15 protein-coding genes are annotated in these 15,086 nt (G+C 67.1%); 5 read left to right on the top strand and 10 right to left on the bottom strand.

The window, feature by feature from the left end; genetic code table 11:
- Positions 1-43: 43 nt before the first annotated feature.
- The 7 genes from AC1D2E_RS08395 to AC1D2E_RS08365 form a co-directional block, all read right to left on the bottom strand.
- Positions 44-1,099: an ABC transporter permease gene (locus AC1D2E_RS08395; protein ID WP_478196965.1), complete on the bottom strand. Its 1,056-nt coding sequence runs from the start codon at positions 1,097-1,099 to the stop codon at positions 44-46.
- Complete coding sequence (locus AC1D2E_RS08390) at positions 1,096-2,625, bottom strand: sugar ABC transporter ATP-binding protein (protein ID WP_478196964.1); 1,530 nt, start codon at positions 2,623-2,625, stop codon at positions 1,096-1,098. Before AC1D2E_RS08390 ends, AC1D2E_RS08395 begins: the two co-directional genes overlap by 4 nt.
- Positions 2,622-3,833 (bottom strand): multiple monosaccharide ABC transporter permease, encoded by a 1,212-nt coding sequence (gene mmsB, locus AC1D2E_RS08385; RefSeq protein ID WP_478196963.1) that lies wholly within the window; start codon positions 3,831-3,833, stop codon positions 2,622-2,624. The genes AC1D2E_RS08390 and mmsB overlap by 4 nt, the downstream gene beginning before the upstream one ends.
- Entirely contained in the window at positions 3,823-5,346 is a 1,524-nt protein-coding gene (gene mmsA / locus AC1D2E_RS08380; protein WP_478196993.1) for a multiple monosaccharide ABC transporter ATP-binding protein, read from the bottom strand. Before mmsA ends, mmsB begins: the two co-directional genes overlap by 11 nt.
- Before the next feature lie 49 nt (positions 5,347-5,395).
- Positions 5,396-6,469 carry a multiple monosaccharide ABC transporter substrate-binding protein gene (chvE, locus tag AC1D2E_RS08375; protein WP_478196962.1) on the bottom strand — a complete coding sequence of 358 codons (1,074 nt, stop codon included), beginning with the start codon at positions 6,467-6,469 and terminating at the stop codon, positions 5,396-5,398.
- Positions 6,470-6,620: 151 nt separating this feature from the next.
- Positions 6,621-7,586 carry an ABC transporter substrate-binding protein gene (locus AC1D2E_RS08370; RefSeq protein ID WP_478196961.1) on the bottom strand — a complete coding sequence of 322 codons (966 nt, stop codon included), beginning with the start codon at positions 7,584-7,586 and terminating at the stop codon, positions 6,621-6,623.
- 105 nt (positions 7,587-7,691) lie between these two features.
- Complete coding sequence (locus AC1D2E_RS08365; RefSeq protein ID WP_478196960.1) at positions 7,692-9,143, bottom strand: aldehyde dehydrogenase family protein; 1,452 nt, start codon at positions 9,141-9,143, stop codon at positions 7,692-7,694.
- 88 nt (positions 9,144-9,231) lie between these two features.
- On the opposite strand from AC1D2E_RS08365, the gene AC1D2E_RS08360 reads away from it, so the two are divergent.
- From AC1D2E_RS08360 to AC1D2E_RS08340, 5 genes are all read left to right on the top strand, one after another.
- A complete protein-coding gene (locus AC1D2E_RS08360; RefSeq protein ID WP_478196959.1) occupies positions 9,232-10,188 on the top strand; it encodes a LysR family transcriptional regulator in 957 nt (318 codons plus the stop codon).
- Positions 10,189-10,288: 100 nt separating this feature from the next.
- Positions 10,289-11,209: an SMP-30/gluconolactonase/LRE family protein gene (locus tag AC1D2E_RS08355; protein WP_478196958.1), complete on the top strand. Its 921-nt coding sequence runs from the start codon at positions 10,289-10,291 to the stop codon at positions 11,207-11,209.
- Positions 11,210-11,353: 144 nt separating this feature from the next.
- Complete coding sequence (locus AC1D2E_RS08350) at positions 11,354-11,704, top strand: alpha/beta hydrolase (protein ID WP_478196957.1); 351 nt, start codon at positions 11,354-11,356, stop codon at positions 11,702-11,704.
- A gap of 246 nt (positions 11,705-11,950) precedes the next feature.
- On the top strand, positions 11,951-12,616 hold the full coding sequence (locus AC1D2E_RS08345; RefSeq protein WP_478196956.1) for a response regulator transcription factor: 666 nt from the start codon (positions 11,951-11,953) through the stop codon (positions 12,614-12,616).
- Between the two features lie 8 nt (positions 12,617-12,624).
- Positions 12,625-13,587: a formylglycine-generating enzyme family protein gene (locus tag AC1D2E_RS08340; RefSeq protein ID WP_478196955.1), complete on the top strand. Its 963-nt coding sequence runs from the start codon at positions 12,625-12,627 to the stop codon at positions 13,585-13,587.
- A 54-nt stretch (positions 13,588-13,641) separates the two neighbouring features.
- On the opposite strand, the gene AC1D2E_RS08335 is transcribed toward AC1D2E_RS08340, so the two are convergent.
- From AC1D2E_RS08335 to AC1D2E_RS08325, 3 genes are read right to left on the bottom strand one after another with little or no spacing between them, the layout of a single operon-like run.
- Positions 13,642-14,085: an outer membrane lipoprotein gene (locus AC1D2E_RS08335; protein WP_478196954.1), complete on the bottom strand. Its 444-nt coding sequence runs from the start codon at positions 14,083-14,085 to the stop codon at positions 13,642-13,644.
- A 20-nt stretch (positions 14,086-14,105) separates the two neighbouring features.
- Entirely contained in the window at positions 14,106-14,651 is a 546-nt protein-coding gene (locus AC1D2E_RS08330; RefSeq protein WP_478196953.1) for a hypothetical protein, read from the bottom strand.
- A gap of 38 nt (positions 14,652-14,689) precedes the next feature.
- Positions 14,690-15,085 (bottom strand): hypothetical protein, encoded by a 396-nt coding sequence (locus AC1D2E_RS08325; RefSeq protein ID WP_478174493.1) that lies wholly within the window; start codon positions 15,083-15,085, stop codon positions 14,690-14,692.
- Position 15,086 lies beyond the last annotated feature (1 nt).

Below are 15,086 nucleotides of genomic sequence, written 5' to 3'. Positions count from 1 at the left end.
CTGCGCACTGCGGTGCGAGCGCCTTCGGGCGGCCGGGCGGCGCTCATGGCGTCATCCCTCCGTGCACCGGCCGCACCGCCAGCTTCCGCAGGCTGGCACGAAACTCGGGCGACTGCAGCAGCATCACCGCGAACACCACCACCGCCTTGACCACCAGGTTGATCTCGGGCGGCACGCCGAGCGAGTAGATCGCGTAGGTCAAGGTCTGGATGATCAGCGCGCCGATCACGCTGCCGACCAGGCTGAAGCGGCCGCCGGTCAGCGCCGTGCCGCCCAGCGTGACCGCCAGGATGGCATCGAGCTCGAGCAGCTGGCCGGCGTTGTTGCCATCCGCGCTCTTCACGTTGGAGCTGATGAGCAAGCCCGCAATGCCGGCGCACAGGCCGCAGAACATGTAGGCGCCGACGATGATGCGGCGCGCGCGCACGCCGGCGACCCGGGCCGCGCCCGGATTGATGCCGACCGCCTGGATGAACAGGCCGAGCGCGCTGCGCGTGATCGCGAGGTACAGCAGGGCGAAGACGAAGGCCGCGATGTAGACCGAGAACGGCAGCCCGAACAGATAGCCGCTGCCGATGAAGAAGAAGGGCGCATAGTAGATCGTGATGATCTGCCCGCCGGTGATGAGCTGCGCGATGCCGCGCCCGGCCACCATGAGGATCAGGGTCGCGATGATTGGTTGCATGCCGACCCGCGCGACCAGCAGGCCGTTCCAGAACCCGCAGGCCAGCGCGGCGCTGAGGGCGCCGACGATCGCCAGCCACATCGGGAAGCGGCTCGCCTGCGCCGCCCCGCTGCTGGTCAGCGAGCCGCCGATCATCCAGGCCGCGATCGCCGCCGCGATCGCCACCACCGCGCCGACCGAGATGTCGATGCCCCGGGTGGCGATCACCAGTGTCATGCCGAGCGACACCAGCACCAGCGGCGCCGCGCGGTTCAGGATGTCGATCAGGCTGCCGTAGAGGTGGCCGCCTCGCCATTCGAGGTGCAGGAAGCTCGGATTGAAGGCGGCGTTGATCGCCAGCAGCAAGACGAGCGTGACCAGCGGCCACGCAAGCCGATGGCGAAACAGACCGGCGATGAGGTCGCCACGCTTCATGTGTCCGCCGCGATCAGTTCATACACCGCGTCCTCGCTGCTGCCGCCGGGCAGTTCGCCGACCTTGCGGCGCTCGCGCAGCACTGCGATGCGGTGCGACACGCGCACCACCTCGTTCATTTCGGAGGAGATGAACAGCACCGCCATGCCGCCGCGCGCGAGCTTCAGGATCTCGTCCATGATCTCCTGCTTGGCCGCGACATCGATGCCGCGCGTCGGCTCGTCGAGGATCAGCAGCCGCGGATCGATCGCGAGCCAGCGTGCCAGCACCGCCTTCTGCTGGTTGCCGCCCGACAGCAGGCCGATCGGCGTCTCGATGCTGGCGGTCTTGATGCCGAGCGCCTTGACGAAGCGCTCGGCCAGCGCGGCCTGTTCGGCCCGCGACAGCGTGTTGCGCACACCGCGCCGCGCCTGCAGCGCCAGCGCGATGTTCTCGCGAACCGACAGCTCGGCCACGATGCCGTCGGTCTTGCGCTCCTCGGGACACAGCGCGAGGCCGTGCTTCACCGCATCGGCCGGACTCGCGAACTCGACGACCCTGCCATCGACGCGCAGGCTGCCCTGGTCGGGCTTCGCCAGCCCGAACAGCAGCCGCGCCAGTTCGGTGCGGCCCGCGCCGAGCAGGCCGGCCAGGCCGACCACCTCGCCGGCGCGTACCCGCAGGTCGACCGGCTGCAGTTGCCCGCGCTGCCCCAGTCCCTCGGCCTGCAGCAGCACCGGCGCCTCGGCCCCGATCGCCGGCAGTTCGGCATGGCCGCTGGCCTGGGCCGCGAACTCTCGCCCGACCATCGCCGAGATCAGGGCCTGCGGCCCGAGCTCGACGGTCGCCCATTCGCCGACCCAGCAGCCGTTGCGCAGCACCGTGATGCGGTCCGACACCGCATAGACCTGGTTCAGGAAGTGCGTCACGAACAGAATCGCGAGTCCTTCGCCGCGCAGCCGGCGCAGCACCGCGAACAGGCTCTTCACCTCCTCGTCGTCGAGGCTGGACGTCGGCTCATCGAGGATCAGCACCCGCGATGACAGGCCCAGCGCGCGCGCGATCGCCACCATCTGCTGCACCGCCACCGAGTAGCTCGACAGCAGCTGCGTGACATCGATGTCGACGTCGAGCCGCGCCAGCAGCGCCCGCGCTTCGCGATGCACCGCCGTCCAGTCGATGCGGAATCCTTGCGCCAGCCCGCGGCGCGGACAGCGCCCGGCGAAGATGTTCTCGGCCACCGACAGATTGGGGCAGAGGTTCACCTCCTGGTAGACCGTGCTGATGCCCAGGCGCTGCGCATCGAGCGGCGACGTCGGCCGTATCGGCTGGCCGGCCAGCCGCATCTCGCCGCCGTCGGCCGGGTAGACGCCCGTCAGCACCTTGATCAGCGTCGACTTGCCGGCGCCGTTCTGCCCCAGCAGCGCGTGGATCTCGCCGGCGCGCAGGCGCAGCGCCACGCCCGACAGCGCCGCCACGCCGCTGAACTGCTTGTCGATGCCCTTGAGTTGCAGCACCGGCGTATCGGAGAAGCCTTCGGTGCTCATTTGTTCTTGTTGTAGACATCGATGAACACCGCCGCCAGCAGCACCAGTCCCTTGATGACCTGCTGGTAGTCGATGCCGACGCCGAGGATCGACATGCCGTTGTTCATCACGCCCATGATGAAGGCGCCGATCACCGCGCCCATCACGCGGCCGACGCCGCCCGAGGCCGACGCGCCGCCGATGAAGCAGGCCGCGATCACGTCGAGCTCGAAGCCCAGGCCGGCCTTGGGCGTCGCGGTGTTGAGCCGGGCCGCGAACACCAGCCCGGCCAGCGCCGCGAGCACGCCCATGTTGACGAAGGTCAGGAAGGCCAGCCGCTGGGTCTTGATGCCCGACAGCCGCGCCGCCTTCTCGTTGCCGCCCAGCGCATAGATGCGCCGGCCGACCGTGGTTCGGTTGGTCACGAAGTCGTAGGCCACGATCAGCACCGACATCACGATCAGCACGTTGGGCAGCCCCTTGTAAGTCGCCAGCAGGTAGCTCAACAGCAGGATGACGGCCGCGAAGAACAGGTTCTTGGCGAGGAAGAAGACGTAGGGCTCGGTCTCCATGCCGTGCTTCGCGAGCTTGGCGCGGCCGCGCAGCTTGAAGAAGACCAGCGCCGCGGCGGCCAGCGCGCCGAGCACCAGCGAGGTGGTGCGCAGGCTTTCGCCGCCGAGCACGTCGGGCACGAAGCCCGAGCTGAGCTTCTGGAAGGCCTCGGGGAACGGCCCCACCGATTGCCCCGCGAGCAGCGCCAGCGTGAGGCCCTTGAAGACCAGCATGCCGGCCAGCGTGACGATGAAGGACGGAATCCGGAAGAAGGCCACGAACCAGCCCTGCGCGGCGCCGATGGCACCGCCTGCGATCAGGCAGACGATGAAGGTCGGCACGAAATGCCATTGGTACTCGACCATCAGCACCGCCGCCAGCGCGCCGATGAAGCCGCACACCGAGCCCACCGACAGGTCGATGTGGCCGGCCACGATCACCAGCAGCATGCCCAGCGCCATGATCACGATGTAGCTGTTCTGCAGCAGCAGGTTGGTGAGGTTCAGCGGCCGCATCAGCGTGCCGTCGGTCAGCAGCTGGAACAGCGCCATGATCGCGACCAGCGAGATCAGCATGCCGTATTCGCGCAGGTTGTTCTTGAGGAAGCCCGCGTGTTCGCCGGCGCCGGTCGGCGCGATGTGCGTGGCGGCCTTCACGGCCTCGAGTTCAGGCGGCATGGACGCTGCTCCCGGAGGCCACGATCACGCGCATGATCTTCTCCTGCGAGGCCTCGGCGGCAGGAAACTCGGCCACGAAGCGGCCTTCGTTCATCACGTAGATGCGGTCGCACATGCCGAGCAGCTCGGGCAGTTCGGAAGAGATCATGAGAATGCCTTTGCCCTCGCTCGCGAGCTGGTCGATGATGGTGTAGATCTCGTACTTGGCGCCGACGTCGATGCCGCGCGTCGGCTCGTCGAGGATCAGCAGTTCGGGCTTGGCGAACAGCCACTTGCTCAGCACCACCTTCTGCTGGTTGCCGCCCGACAGGTTGACCACCTGCTGGTCGACGCCGGCGCAGCGGATGTTGAGCGCGCGCCGGTAGTCGTTGGCGACCTTGAACTCGCGCCCGTCGTCGATCACGCCGCGCTCCGACACCGCCGCCAGGTTGGCCAGGCTGACGTTCTTGCGGATGTCCTCGTCGAGCACCAGGCCCAGGCTCTTGCGGTCCTCGGTGACGTAGGCGATGCCATGGTCGATGGCCTTGCGGATCGTCCCGACGTCGACCTCCTTGCCGTGCATGCGCACCGTGCCGCGGATGCGCTGGCCATAGGACCGCCCGAACACGCTCATCGCGAACTCGGTGCGGCCGGCGCCCATCAGGCCCGCGATGCCGACGATCTCGCCACGCCGCACATGCAGGCCGACGCCCTTGATCAGCTCGCGGTCGGCGTGCAGCGCATGGTGCACATGCCAGTCGCAGACCTCGAACACGGTCTCGCCGATGTTCGGCGAGCGCTGCGGATAGCGGTGCGCCATGTCGCGCCCGACCATGCCGCGGATGATGCGGTCCTCGCTGATYGGCTCGGCGCGGCAGTCCATGGTCTCGACCGTGGCGCCATCGCGCAGCACGGTGATCGAGTCGGCCACCTTGGCGATCTCGTTGAGCTTGTGCGAGATCAGGATCGACGAAATGCCCTGCGCCTTGAGCCCGAGCAGCAGGCTCAGCAGCGCGTCGCTGTCGCTCTCGTTGAGGCTCGCGGTCGGCTCATCGAGGATCAGCAGCTTGACCTCTTTCGCGAGTGCCTTGGCGATCTCGACCAGTTGCTGCTTGCCGACGCCGAGGTTGGTGATCAGCGTGGTCGGCGGCTCCTTGAGCCCGACCTTGGCCAGCAGCTCGCGGGTCTTGGCATAGGCGGCGAACCAGTCGATCACGCCGCCGTGCGCGATCTCGTTGCCGAGGAAGATGTTCTCGGCGATCGACAGCAGCGGAACCAGCGCGAGCTCCTGGTGGATGATGATGATGCCGAGCTTCTCGCTGTCGGCGATGTCCTTGAAGCGGCGCGGCTGGCCCTCGAACCGGATCTCGCCCTCGTACGAGTCGCACGAATAGACGCCGCTCAGCACCTTCATCAGCGTCGACTTGCCCGCGCCGTTCTCGCCGACCACGGCATGGATCTCGCCCGCGCGCACCGCCAGGTTGACGTTGTCGAGCGCGTTCACGCCCGGAAAGGTCTTGGTGATGCCGCGCATCTCCAGAATCACATCGTTCACCGTGTCTCCTTCGCTCTCGGCGCCGCCGCTATCGGATCTGGCTCTCCTTGTAGTAGCCGCTGTCGACCAGCGTCTGCTTCCAGTTCGAGGCATCCACGCTGACCGGCTTCAGCAGGTAGGAGGGTACGACCTTGACGCCGTTGTTGTAGGTCTTGGTGTCATTCACTTCGGGCGTCTTGCCKGCCAGCATCGCATCCACCATGCCCACCGTCACCTTGGCCAGCTCGCGCGTGTCCTTGAACACCGTGGCGGTCTGTTCCTTCTTGAGGATCGACTTCACCGAAGGCACTTCGGCATCCTGGCCGGTCACCACCGGCATCGGCTGCTGCGCCGATCCGTAGCCCACGCCCTTGAGCGAGGAGATGATGCCGATCGACAGCCCGTCGTACGGCGACAGCACCGCATCGACCCGGTCCTTGGTGTAGTAGGCCGACAGCAGGTTGTCCATCCGCGCCTGCGCCACCGCGCCGTCCCAGCGCAGGGTCGAGACCTTTTCCATGCCCATCTGCTTGCTGCGCACCATCAGCTTGCCGCTGTCGATGTAGGGCTTCAACACCGACATCGCGCCGTTGTAGAAGAAGAAGGCGTTGTTGTCGTCGGGCGAACCGCCGAACAGCTCGATGTTGTACGGGCCCTTGCCCTCCTTCAGCTTCAGCGCGTTCTCGATGTAGCTGGCCTGCAGCACGCCGACCTGGTAGTTGTCGAAGGTCGCGTAGTAGTCGACGTTCTTCGAGCCCTTGATGAGCCGGTCGTAGGCGATCACCTTGACGCCCTTGTCGGCGGCCTTCTGCAGCACGTCGGACAGCGTGCTGCCGTCGATCGCCGCGATGACCAGCACCTTGGCGCCCTTGGTCACCATGTTCTCGATCTGCGCCAGCTGGTTCGGGATGTCGTCGTCGGCGTACTGCAGGTCGGTCTTGTAGCCCTTCTCGTTGAAGTACTTGACCATGTTCGAGCCGTCGGCGATCCAGCGCGCCGACGACTTGGTCGGCATCGAGATCGCGACCAGGCCCTTGTCCTGGGCGTGGACGAGCGGCGCCAGGCCGATCAAGAGCGTCGCAGCTGCGCCACCGAGCAGGGTCTTCAAGAAAGTGCGTTTCATATCAAGTCTCCTATGTGTGATCAAGTGCCCGCCTGCGGCCGCGCAGCGCGCCGCCCTTCGTGGAACACCGCGGAACCGGCTCTGCCGGGCCGCTGGTGTTGCCCCCGGGAAGGGGGAGACGGCTACACGAAGTGAGCCAAGCCGGGGGTGGTCAATACTTCCTATTCGGGAACTCGGCCTTGGCGACCTCCATCGGGAAAATCCCTTCCTTGGTCAGGATCCGCTTCGGCAGCGGCTTGCCGGCCTTGATGTCGGCCACCGCGGCCATCAGTTGCGGACCGAGCAGAGGGCTGCACTCCACCGACACGTTGAGCTTGCCGGCCATCATGGCCTCGAAGGCGCCCTTCACGGYGTCGATCGAGATGATGATGATGTCCTGCGCCGGCTTCATGCCGGCCTCCTCGATCGCCTGGATCGCGCCGATCGCCATGTCGTCGTTGTGCGCGAAGAGCACGTTGATCTTCTTGCCCTCGGCCTTCAGGAAGGCCTCCATCACCTCCTTGCCCTTGGCCCGCGTGAAGTCGCCGGTCTGCGAACGGATGATCTTGAACTTCGGGTCGGCCTTGATGATTTCCTCGAAGCCCTTCTTGCGGTCGATCGCCGGCGCCGAGCCCACCGTGCCCTGCAGTTCGACGATGTTGATCGGACCGGGGTTGCCCTTCTCCTTCTCGACCAGCCAGCGGCCGGCCTTGCGGCCTTCCTCGACGAAGTCGGAGCCCATGAAGGTGACATAGAGCGAATCGTCCTTGGTGTTGACCGAACGGTCGGTCAGCACCACCGGGATCTTGGCCGCCTTGGCCTCGAGCAGCACCGTGTCCCAGCCCGATTCGACCACCGGCGAGAACGCGATCACGTCCACCTTCTGSGCGATGTACGAGCGGATCGCCTTGATCTGGTTCTCCTGCTTCTGCTGCGCATCCGAGAACTTGAGTTCGATGCCGGCCTCCTTCGCGGCCGACTTGATCGACTCGGTATTGGCCGTGCGCCATTCGCTTTCGGCGCCGACCTGGGCAAAGCCGAGCACCGGCTTCTTCTGCGCCAGGGCGGTGGCCGGCAGCAGCGAGGACAGCGTGGCGGATGCCAGCGCGATGTTGAGCGTGCGACGGTTCAGTTTCATGATGTCTCCTGGTTGGCGTGGTGAGAAAAGCTCTTATTAGTTCTCTTATCAGTTGAGGACAGAGCAAAAACTGCTGCGCAGTTTGTTGGTCTGTCCCGCAAGGTCTCAGGAAAGCACATAGCCGGTCTTGACACTGCTGTAGAACTCGGCGGCGTGCCGGCCCTGCTCGCGCGGCCCGTAGCTCGAGGCCTTGCGGCCGCCGAAGGGCACGTGGTAGTCCACGCCCGCGGTCGGCAGGTTGACCATGGTCATGCCGACCTTGGCATGGCGCTTGAAATGCATGGCGCGCGACAGCGACGTGGTGCAGATCCCGGCGCACAGCCCGAAGGGCGTGTCGTTGGCCAGCTCCAGCGCGTGCGCGTAGTCGTCGGCGCGCAGCACGCAGGCCACGGGGCCGAAGATCTCCCCGCGCGCGACGCGGTGCCCGGGCTGCGCGAGGAACAACGCCGGGCTCATGTAGTGGCCGGGGCTCGCGCGCGTCAGTCGCTCGCCGCCCCAGACATGCTCGGCGCCCTCTTCTTTCGCGCCGGCGACCGCCGCGAGGTTGCGTTCGAGCTGCGCGGCATCGACCACCGGGCCGATGTCGGTCCCCCGCTCCAGCGCGTGGCCGACCTGGAGCCCGGCGAGGCGATGGCGCAGGCGGGCGACGAAGGCATCGTGCACCGTCGCTTCGACGATCAGGCGGCTCGACGCCGTGCAGCGCTGGCCGGTGGAGAAGTAGGCGCCCTGCACGGCGCAGTCGACCGCGCGGTCGAGATCGGCGTCCGCCAGCACCACCAGCGGGTTCTTGCCGCCCATCTCCAACTGCACCTTGGCAAGGCGCCGGGCCGCCGCCCGCAGCACCTGTGCGCCGACGGCGGCCGAACCGGTGAAGCTGATCGCATCGACCAGCGGGCTGTCGACAATGGTCTGCCCCACCTCCCGGCCGCTGCCCATCACGAGGTTGAAGGTGCCCGCCGGCAGTGCCGAGCGACTGATGATCTCGGCCAGGGCCCATCCGCATGCCGGCACCAGTTCGGCCGGCTTGAAGACCACGCTGTTGCCGTGCGCGAGCGCCGGCGCGATCTTCCACGCCGGAATCGCGAGCGGGAAATTCCACGGTGCGATGAGCCCGACGACGCCGACCGGCTCGCGCGTGATGTCGATCTGCACATCGGGCCGCACCGATGCCAGCATTTCGCCGCTGCCGCGCAGGGCCTCGCCGGCGAAGAACTTGAAGATGTGGCCGGCGCGCGCGGCCTCGCCGACGGCCTCCGGCAGCGTCTTGCCTTCCTCGCGCGCGAGCAGCATGCCCAGCGCCTCGCGGCGCGCGAGGATCTCGCTGCCGATCTGGTCGAGCACGTCGGCGCGGCGCTGCGGCGTCGTCAGGCTCCAGTGGGGAAAGGCATCGGCCGCGGCGCGGATCGCGAGTTCGGTCTGGCTCCGGTCGGCGCGCGCATATTCAGCGACCACCTCGCCGGTGTCGGACGGGTTCCGGCTGATCCCCGTGGTGACGCCGGTCTCCCATCGGCCGTTGATGAACTGCCGTGCATTCTGCTGGAGGTCGCTGTGCTTCAAGGTGGGACGAGTGTAGGAATCGCACCAATATCTTTCCAATCAATATTTGGATGAAATGGATAGCAGAAGAAGCATTCAGGTAAACCCCATGACCCACTACACGCACTGGTTCATCCGTGCACGCCTGAAGACCCGCCAGTTGCTGCTGCTCGTGGCGCTGGCCGAGGAAGGCAATATCCATCGCGCCGCGCAGGTGCTGAACATGACGCAGCCGGCCGCCTCGAAGCTGCTGAAGGACCTGGAGGACGTGCTGGAAGTCTCTCTTTTCGACCGCCTGCCGCGCGGCATGCGGCCGACCTGGTACGGGGAAACGATGATCCGCCACGCGCGCGTCGCGCTCGCAAGCCTGAACCAGGCGCACGACGAGCTCATGGCGCTGAAGACCGGCAGTGCGGGGCAGGTCAACATCGGCGCCATCACCGCGCCGGGACTGGTGCTGTTGCCGCCGGCGGTGGCGGCGGTGAAGCGCGAGCATCCCAATCTGCGCGTCTCGCTCGATATCGAGACCAGCCCGGTGCTGCTGGAGCGGCTCGAACAGGGCAAGCTGGACCTGCTGGTCGCGCGGCTCTTCGCGGAGCACGACAAGAGCAACCTGCGCTACCAGGCGCTCACCGAGGAACCCGTCTGCGCGCTGGTGCGGCCGGGTCATCCGCTGCTGGGCATGACGGGGCTGGGCCTGCGCGATCTGGTATCGGCCGGCTGGATCGTGCCGCCGGCGGGCAGTGTGCTGCGCCACCGCTTCGAGCTGATGTTCCAGGAGGAGGGGCTCGCGCCGCCGATCAACGTGATCGAGACGGCCGCCCTCCTCTTCATCACCCGCATGCTGCAGCAGAGCGACATGGTGGCCGTGCTCGCCACCGATGTGGCCCGCTACTACGCGGCGCACGGCATCGTGGCGCTGCTGCCGGTGGAGATGCCTTGCCACATGGATGCGTTCGGGATCATCACGCGAACCGACCGGCTGCTGTCGCCCGCGGCCAAGGTGATGATGAAGGCGCTGAAGGCCGAGAGCTTCGCGGCCTATGGGCGGAGACTGGAAGACTGATGGGCCGCCTTTGGTGGTGAAGACGGGGGGGGGGCGGCGGCGAGCGGACGCCCCATCGCGGCAAGCCCGGGATACGATCGGCGAAACAACGGAGACCCCCTTGAGCAAGCTCTCGCGATCCGCCCCGGCCCTTCTCGAAGAAGCCCCGCGCTGCATCTGGCCAGCCGCTGCAACGCTGGGCGAAGGCACCCTGTGGTCGCAGCGCGAGCAGGCGTTGTACTGGGTCGACATCCTCGAACGGCGCCTGCATCGCTTCCACCCTGCCAGCGATGCCCGTGCAAGCTGGAACTTCGACGAGGAGATCTCCGCCGTCGCCGAACGTGCATCGGCGCCGGGCCTGATCGTGACGCTGCGCCGCGGCTTCGCCTTGTTCGACCCTGCTGCAAGCGAAACGCGGCCCCGCTACCTTCACCAGCCCGAACCGGAACTCACCGGCAACCGCTTCAACGACGGCAAATGCGATGCGCAAGGCCGCTTCTGGGGCGGCACCATGGATGTCGACTGCAAGGCGCCGACCGGCTCGCTCTACCGCTTCGACCCCGACGGAAACTGCAGCCGCCACGACCAGGGCTTTGCCGTCACCAACGGCCCCACCTGGTCGGCGGACGGACGGACCCTGTACTTCAACGACACCGTCACCGCCCGCATCCACGCCTACGATTTCGACCCCGTCGCCGGCAGCCTTTCCAACAAGCGCCAATGGCACCGCTTCGCGCGCGGCGACGGCTATCCCGACGGCATGACCACCGACGCCGCCGGTCGCCTCTGGATCGCGCACTGGGGGGGCGCCTGCGTGACCTGCCACGACCCTGACACCGCCGAAGAACTCTGCCGCATCCCACTGCCGACCAGCCACATCACCGACTGCGCATTCGGCGGCCCGGACCTGCGCACGCTCTACATCACCAGCGCCACCAGCGGCCTCACGCCGGCGCAGCGCGCAGCCGAACCAGACGCCGGGGGATTGTTCGCGGTCCCCCTGAATGCGACGGGCTTGCCGGCTCGGTATTTCGCGGGCTGAAGGCCGGAAATCTTCATTGTTTCGCCACGAGCAACACCGCGATTCTTTTTATGCGGGTTTTTACCTACGTGCCGCGGCTAGACTTGGCGGCACGGATCGCCAAGCACGGTCCGGTCGGTACATCCAAACAAAAGGAATCCAACAATGAAGACCTCGCAAATCATCGCCGCTGCCGCCCTCTCGCTGCTCGCCGCTGCCGGCGCCCACGCCGAAATCTATGACGGCGTGCATGCCCTCACCTCCGCGAATGCCCGCGCCGAAGTGAGCGCCCAGGCTGCAGTCGCCGCGCGCAGCGCCAACCCCTACGCAGAAGGCTACGGCAATGGCGTGACCACCATCGCCAGCACCCGCGACCGCGCGTCGGTGCAGGCGGAAGCCGTCGCCGCCGCCCATGCGCCGAACCAGAACGTGCGCCGTGAATCCTTCGCCGGCAGCGTGATTCCGTCCCAATTCGGCGGCGCCCGCACCGGCACGACGCGCCAAGCCGCTCTCTGATCCTGAGATCGCTCGAATCAAACGGCCCCGCCAAAAGCGGGGCCGTTTTCTTTTGCGCTTGCTTTTCACGGCGCCCGAATTCTTTAAAACAAGGCGGCTATACAGGTAGTCACCACGGCAACACTTACACCAAAGGGCAGCTTGTCATGCCCTGAAGCCGCGTGTTCAATGCACCCTCGTTGCCGGCGAATAAATAGCGACACCGGTCTTGTGCGGTGTTCAGCGCCAGGCATCAGKAGGTATGGCATGGGAAAACTGATGCAATGCGCCGCAGACGGAGATGCCCCGATCGTTCGCCTGATCGACGACGACGTTGCCTTCCGGCGTGCAATGCAGAGACTTCTTCGGGCCGCCGGACTCCAGGTGGTCGAGTACGGTTCGGTGGGGGAAATGCTGCTCGAGGGCATCGGCAGCGCCCCGGGCTGCCTGGTGCTGGACATCCACATGCCCGGGCCCAGTGGGCTCGACCTGCAGGAAATGGTCGCCAGCCGGCCCGAGACGCTGCCCGTGATCTTCGTCACCGCCGAGGCCACCGTGCACGAGACGCTGCGAGCGATGAAAGCCGGCGCCACCGATTTCCTGTTCAAGCCGGTGGACGGCGAGATGCTGCTGTCGGTGATCAGGAAGGCGATCGCGGACGATGCCGTGCGGCGCCAGGCACGGCGGCGCCTGTGCACCCTGCAGAACCGCTATTCGCGGCTCAGCCCGCGCGAACGCCAGGTGACGGAAATGGTGGTCAACGGCGCCCTCAACAAGCAGATCAGCGCCGAACTCGGCGCCGCCGAGCGCACGGTCAAGGCGCATCGCGCGCACGTCATGGCGAAGATGGAAGTGAGCTCGCTCGCCGATCTGGTCCGTGCCATGGGCCAACTCGGCGTGCCGCCTGGCGGCGTCAGCCCTGCCGGCGCCTGATGCCGACCATGCACGATCCCGCCGCAGCGCACCCCGGGACGGCCCCTCACCCCTCGATGGTGCGGATCCCCGACGGCAATTTCCTCATGGGCTCGGACCGGCACTATGCCGAAGAAGCACCGGTGCACAGGGTCGCGGTGAAGGGCTTCTGGATCGACACCCACACCGTCACCAACGCCGAGTTCAAGCGCTTCGTCGAAGCCACGGGCCACGTCACGCTGGCCGAACGCCCGGCGAAGGCGGAAGACTACCCGGGCTCCGATCCCGCAATGCTCGTCCCCTCCTCGGTCGTGTTCCAGAAGACCGCCGGTCCGGTCGACCTGGGCAATCCCCACAACTGGTGGACCTACCAGCGGGGCGCCGACTGGCGCCATCCGCGCGGACCGGCCAGCTCGCTGCAGGGGCTGTGGAAGCACCCGGTGGTGCATATCGCATTCGAGGACGCCGAAGCCTACGCGGCCTGGGCCGGCAAGTCGCTGCCGACCGAGGCCGAATGGGAATTCGCCGCCCGTGGCGGCCTCGAGGGCGCCGAGTACTGCTGGGGCGACGAATTCAAGGTCCGCGGCAGGTCGATGGCCAACACCTGGCAAGGCCAGTTTCCGTGGCAGAACCTGCTCGAAGACGGCTACGAATGGACCGCCCCGGTCGGCTCTTTCGCGCCCAACGGCTATGGTCTCTACGACATGGCGGGCAACGTCTGGGAATGGACCACCGACTGGTACCAGGAACACGGCCGCATCACGCACGCCTGCTGCACGCTCGACAACCCGCGCGGCGGAGCGCTCGAGGGCAGCTACGACCCGCGGACGCCCGAGGTGCGCATCCCCCGGCGAGTCATGAAGGGCGGCTCGCACCTGTGCGCGCCGAACTACTGCCACCGCTACCGGCCGGCGGCGCGGATGGCGCAGCCGATCGACACCTCGACCTGCCACCTGGGCTTTCGCTGTGTCGTGCGCGGCGAGGCCTCCTGAGCGAAAAGGCCCGGTGACCGGTGCCGCGGCCCCTCGGGCCGCAGGCCTGATCGGCTACTGCTGGGGCAGGACGCGCGCGCCTTCGCCGCTGCCTTCGATGTAGACGCGCTGCCCCACGCGCAGGCCCGGCGACACCGGTTGCGTCACCGACACCAGCACGCCGCTGTTGGTGCGCACCACGATCTGCTGGCCGGCGATCGGCTGCGCGTACCGGTTGGCCAGTTCCGACCCGGCGATGGTGCCGCCGATGGCGCCCGCCACCATGGCCACATCGCGGCCGGTGCCGCCACCGATCAGGCTGCCGATGCCGAGGCCCGCGAGGCCGCCGACGACCGCACCGACCCCGGTATGCTGCGAACTCTGGATCTGCGTCGGCGTGATCTGTTCGATGACACCCTGGCGGATCGTCATCGAACCGGATTGCGAGCCGGGCGCGGCACAGGCGGCCAACACCAGGACCATGGCGAAAGCGGCAACGCGGGACAGGAAAGCCTTCATGGTCAACCTCGCTCCTTGATTCAAAACGTGGAGGGGGGATTCTTGAACCGAAAGCCGGTCGTGAGCAAGCACAGGCCGACCGCCAACGCAAAGAGCGCGACCAGCAGGCGCCGTCCGTCGGCGCTGCCGTAGCCGATCAGCAGGCCGACACCCAGCAGCAGCGTGCAGGCGCTCACGACCACTGCGGGCGCCACGCCGCCGCGCTGCGCAGGCGCCGTGCGGCGGGCCGCCAGCACGTAGATCAACCCGACCGCGCCCAACGCAATGCAGGCGGTGATGACGCCGCCGAAGAAGGCAACCGAACCCAGGATGCGGGCCTCGATGTCAGGGTAGGCGAAAGCCACGGCGCCGATCGCCAGGCGGATCAGTGCATCGACCAGCACCAGGCCGAACAGCCATTTGAAGCGCGGCAGCTTCGACAGCGCAAGGGCCACCGCCAGCGCGAGCAGCCCGTCGCCCAGCGCATAGAAGCCGTTGCGGCCGAATGCCGGCACCAGCAGCATGGCGAGCGCGTAGAGCACGCCGAATGCACCTCGAAGCAAGAGCAGGACACGCAATGCGGGCATGAGAACGACTCCTTGGTCCGATGCGATTCGGCTGTCGATCAGCCGCCGGTCCACGGCGCGACCAGTTCCCAGGGCGGCGTCTTGGACTTGGTGTTCTTGCAGAAGATGTAGCTGCCCCCGCCGAGCAGCGTCTTGTGGCGATTCTCGATCTGCGCCAGCCGGCAGGACGCGCGGCCCTTCGGGTCCTTGGCCGGGGTGACGCTGCCGCTGCTGGAGGTGGCCGGGTTCTCCCAGCTGACCTTGACGCCGTCCGCGCCTGAATCCAACGCGCCGTAGACGGCCTTGTTCATCAGGTCCATGTCGGCCTTGTTGAACTTGGTGATGGGCGTTTCGCGCAGCCCGTTGTAAAAGCTCAGCGGGGTGGCCGCCGCCGTTGCCGCGGCCGTCATCGCCACCGCGATGGCCAGCCCCTTCAGTTTGTCGATCGCACGCATA

Source organism: Variovorax sp. P1_H2, from assembly GCF_056405295.1.
This window is presented reverse-complemented; position numbering and strand designations above follow the sequence as displayed.

Bases quoted from the DNA above. Each gene is read 5' to 3' on its own strand.
- AC1D2E_RS08340 (WP_478196955.1), top strand. From the start codon at position 12,625: ATGCACGATCCCGCCGCAGCGCACCCCGGGACGGCCCCTCACCCCTCG.
- AC1D2E_RS08350 (WP_478196957.1), top strand. From the start codon at position 11,354: ATGAAGACCTCGCAAATCATCGCCGCTGCCGCCCTCTCGCTGCTCGCC.
- AC1D2E_RS08395 (WP_478196965.1), bottom strand. From the start codon at position 1,099: ATGAAGCGTGGCGACCTCATCGCCGGTCTGTTTCGCCATCGGCTTGCG.
- AC1D2E_RS08390 (WP_478196964.1), bottom strand. From the start codon at position 2,625: ATGAGCACCGAAGGCTTCTCCGATACGCCGGTGCTGCAACTCAAGGGC.
- AC1D2E_RS08335 (WP_478196954.1), bottom strand. From the start codon at position 14,085: ATGAAGGCTTTCCTGTCCCGCGTTGCCGCTTTCGCCATGGTCCTGGTG.
- AC1D2E_RS08330 (WP_478196953.1), bottom strand. From the start codon at position 14,651: ATGCCCGCATTGCGTGTCCTGCTCTTGCTTCGAGGTGCATTCGGCGTG.
- AC1D2E_RS08360 (WP_478196959.1), top strand. From the start codon at position 9,232: ATGACCCACTACACGCACTGGTTCATCCGTGCACGCCTGAAGACCCGC.
- AC1D2E_RS08325 (WP_478174493.1), bottom strand. From the start codon at position 15,085: ATGCGTGCGATCGACAAACTGAAGGGGCTGGCCATCGCGGTGGCGATG.
- mmsB (WP_478196963.1), bottom strand. From the start codon at position 3,833: ATGCCGCCTGAACTCGAGGCCGTGAAGGCCGCCACGCACATCGCGCCG.
- AC1D2E_RS08345 (WP_478196956.1), top strand. From the start codon at position 11,951: ATGGGAAAACTGATGCAATGCGCCGCAGACGGAGATGCCCCGATCGTT.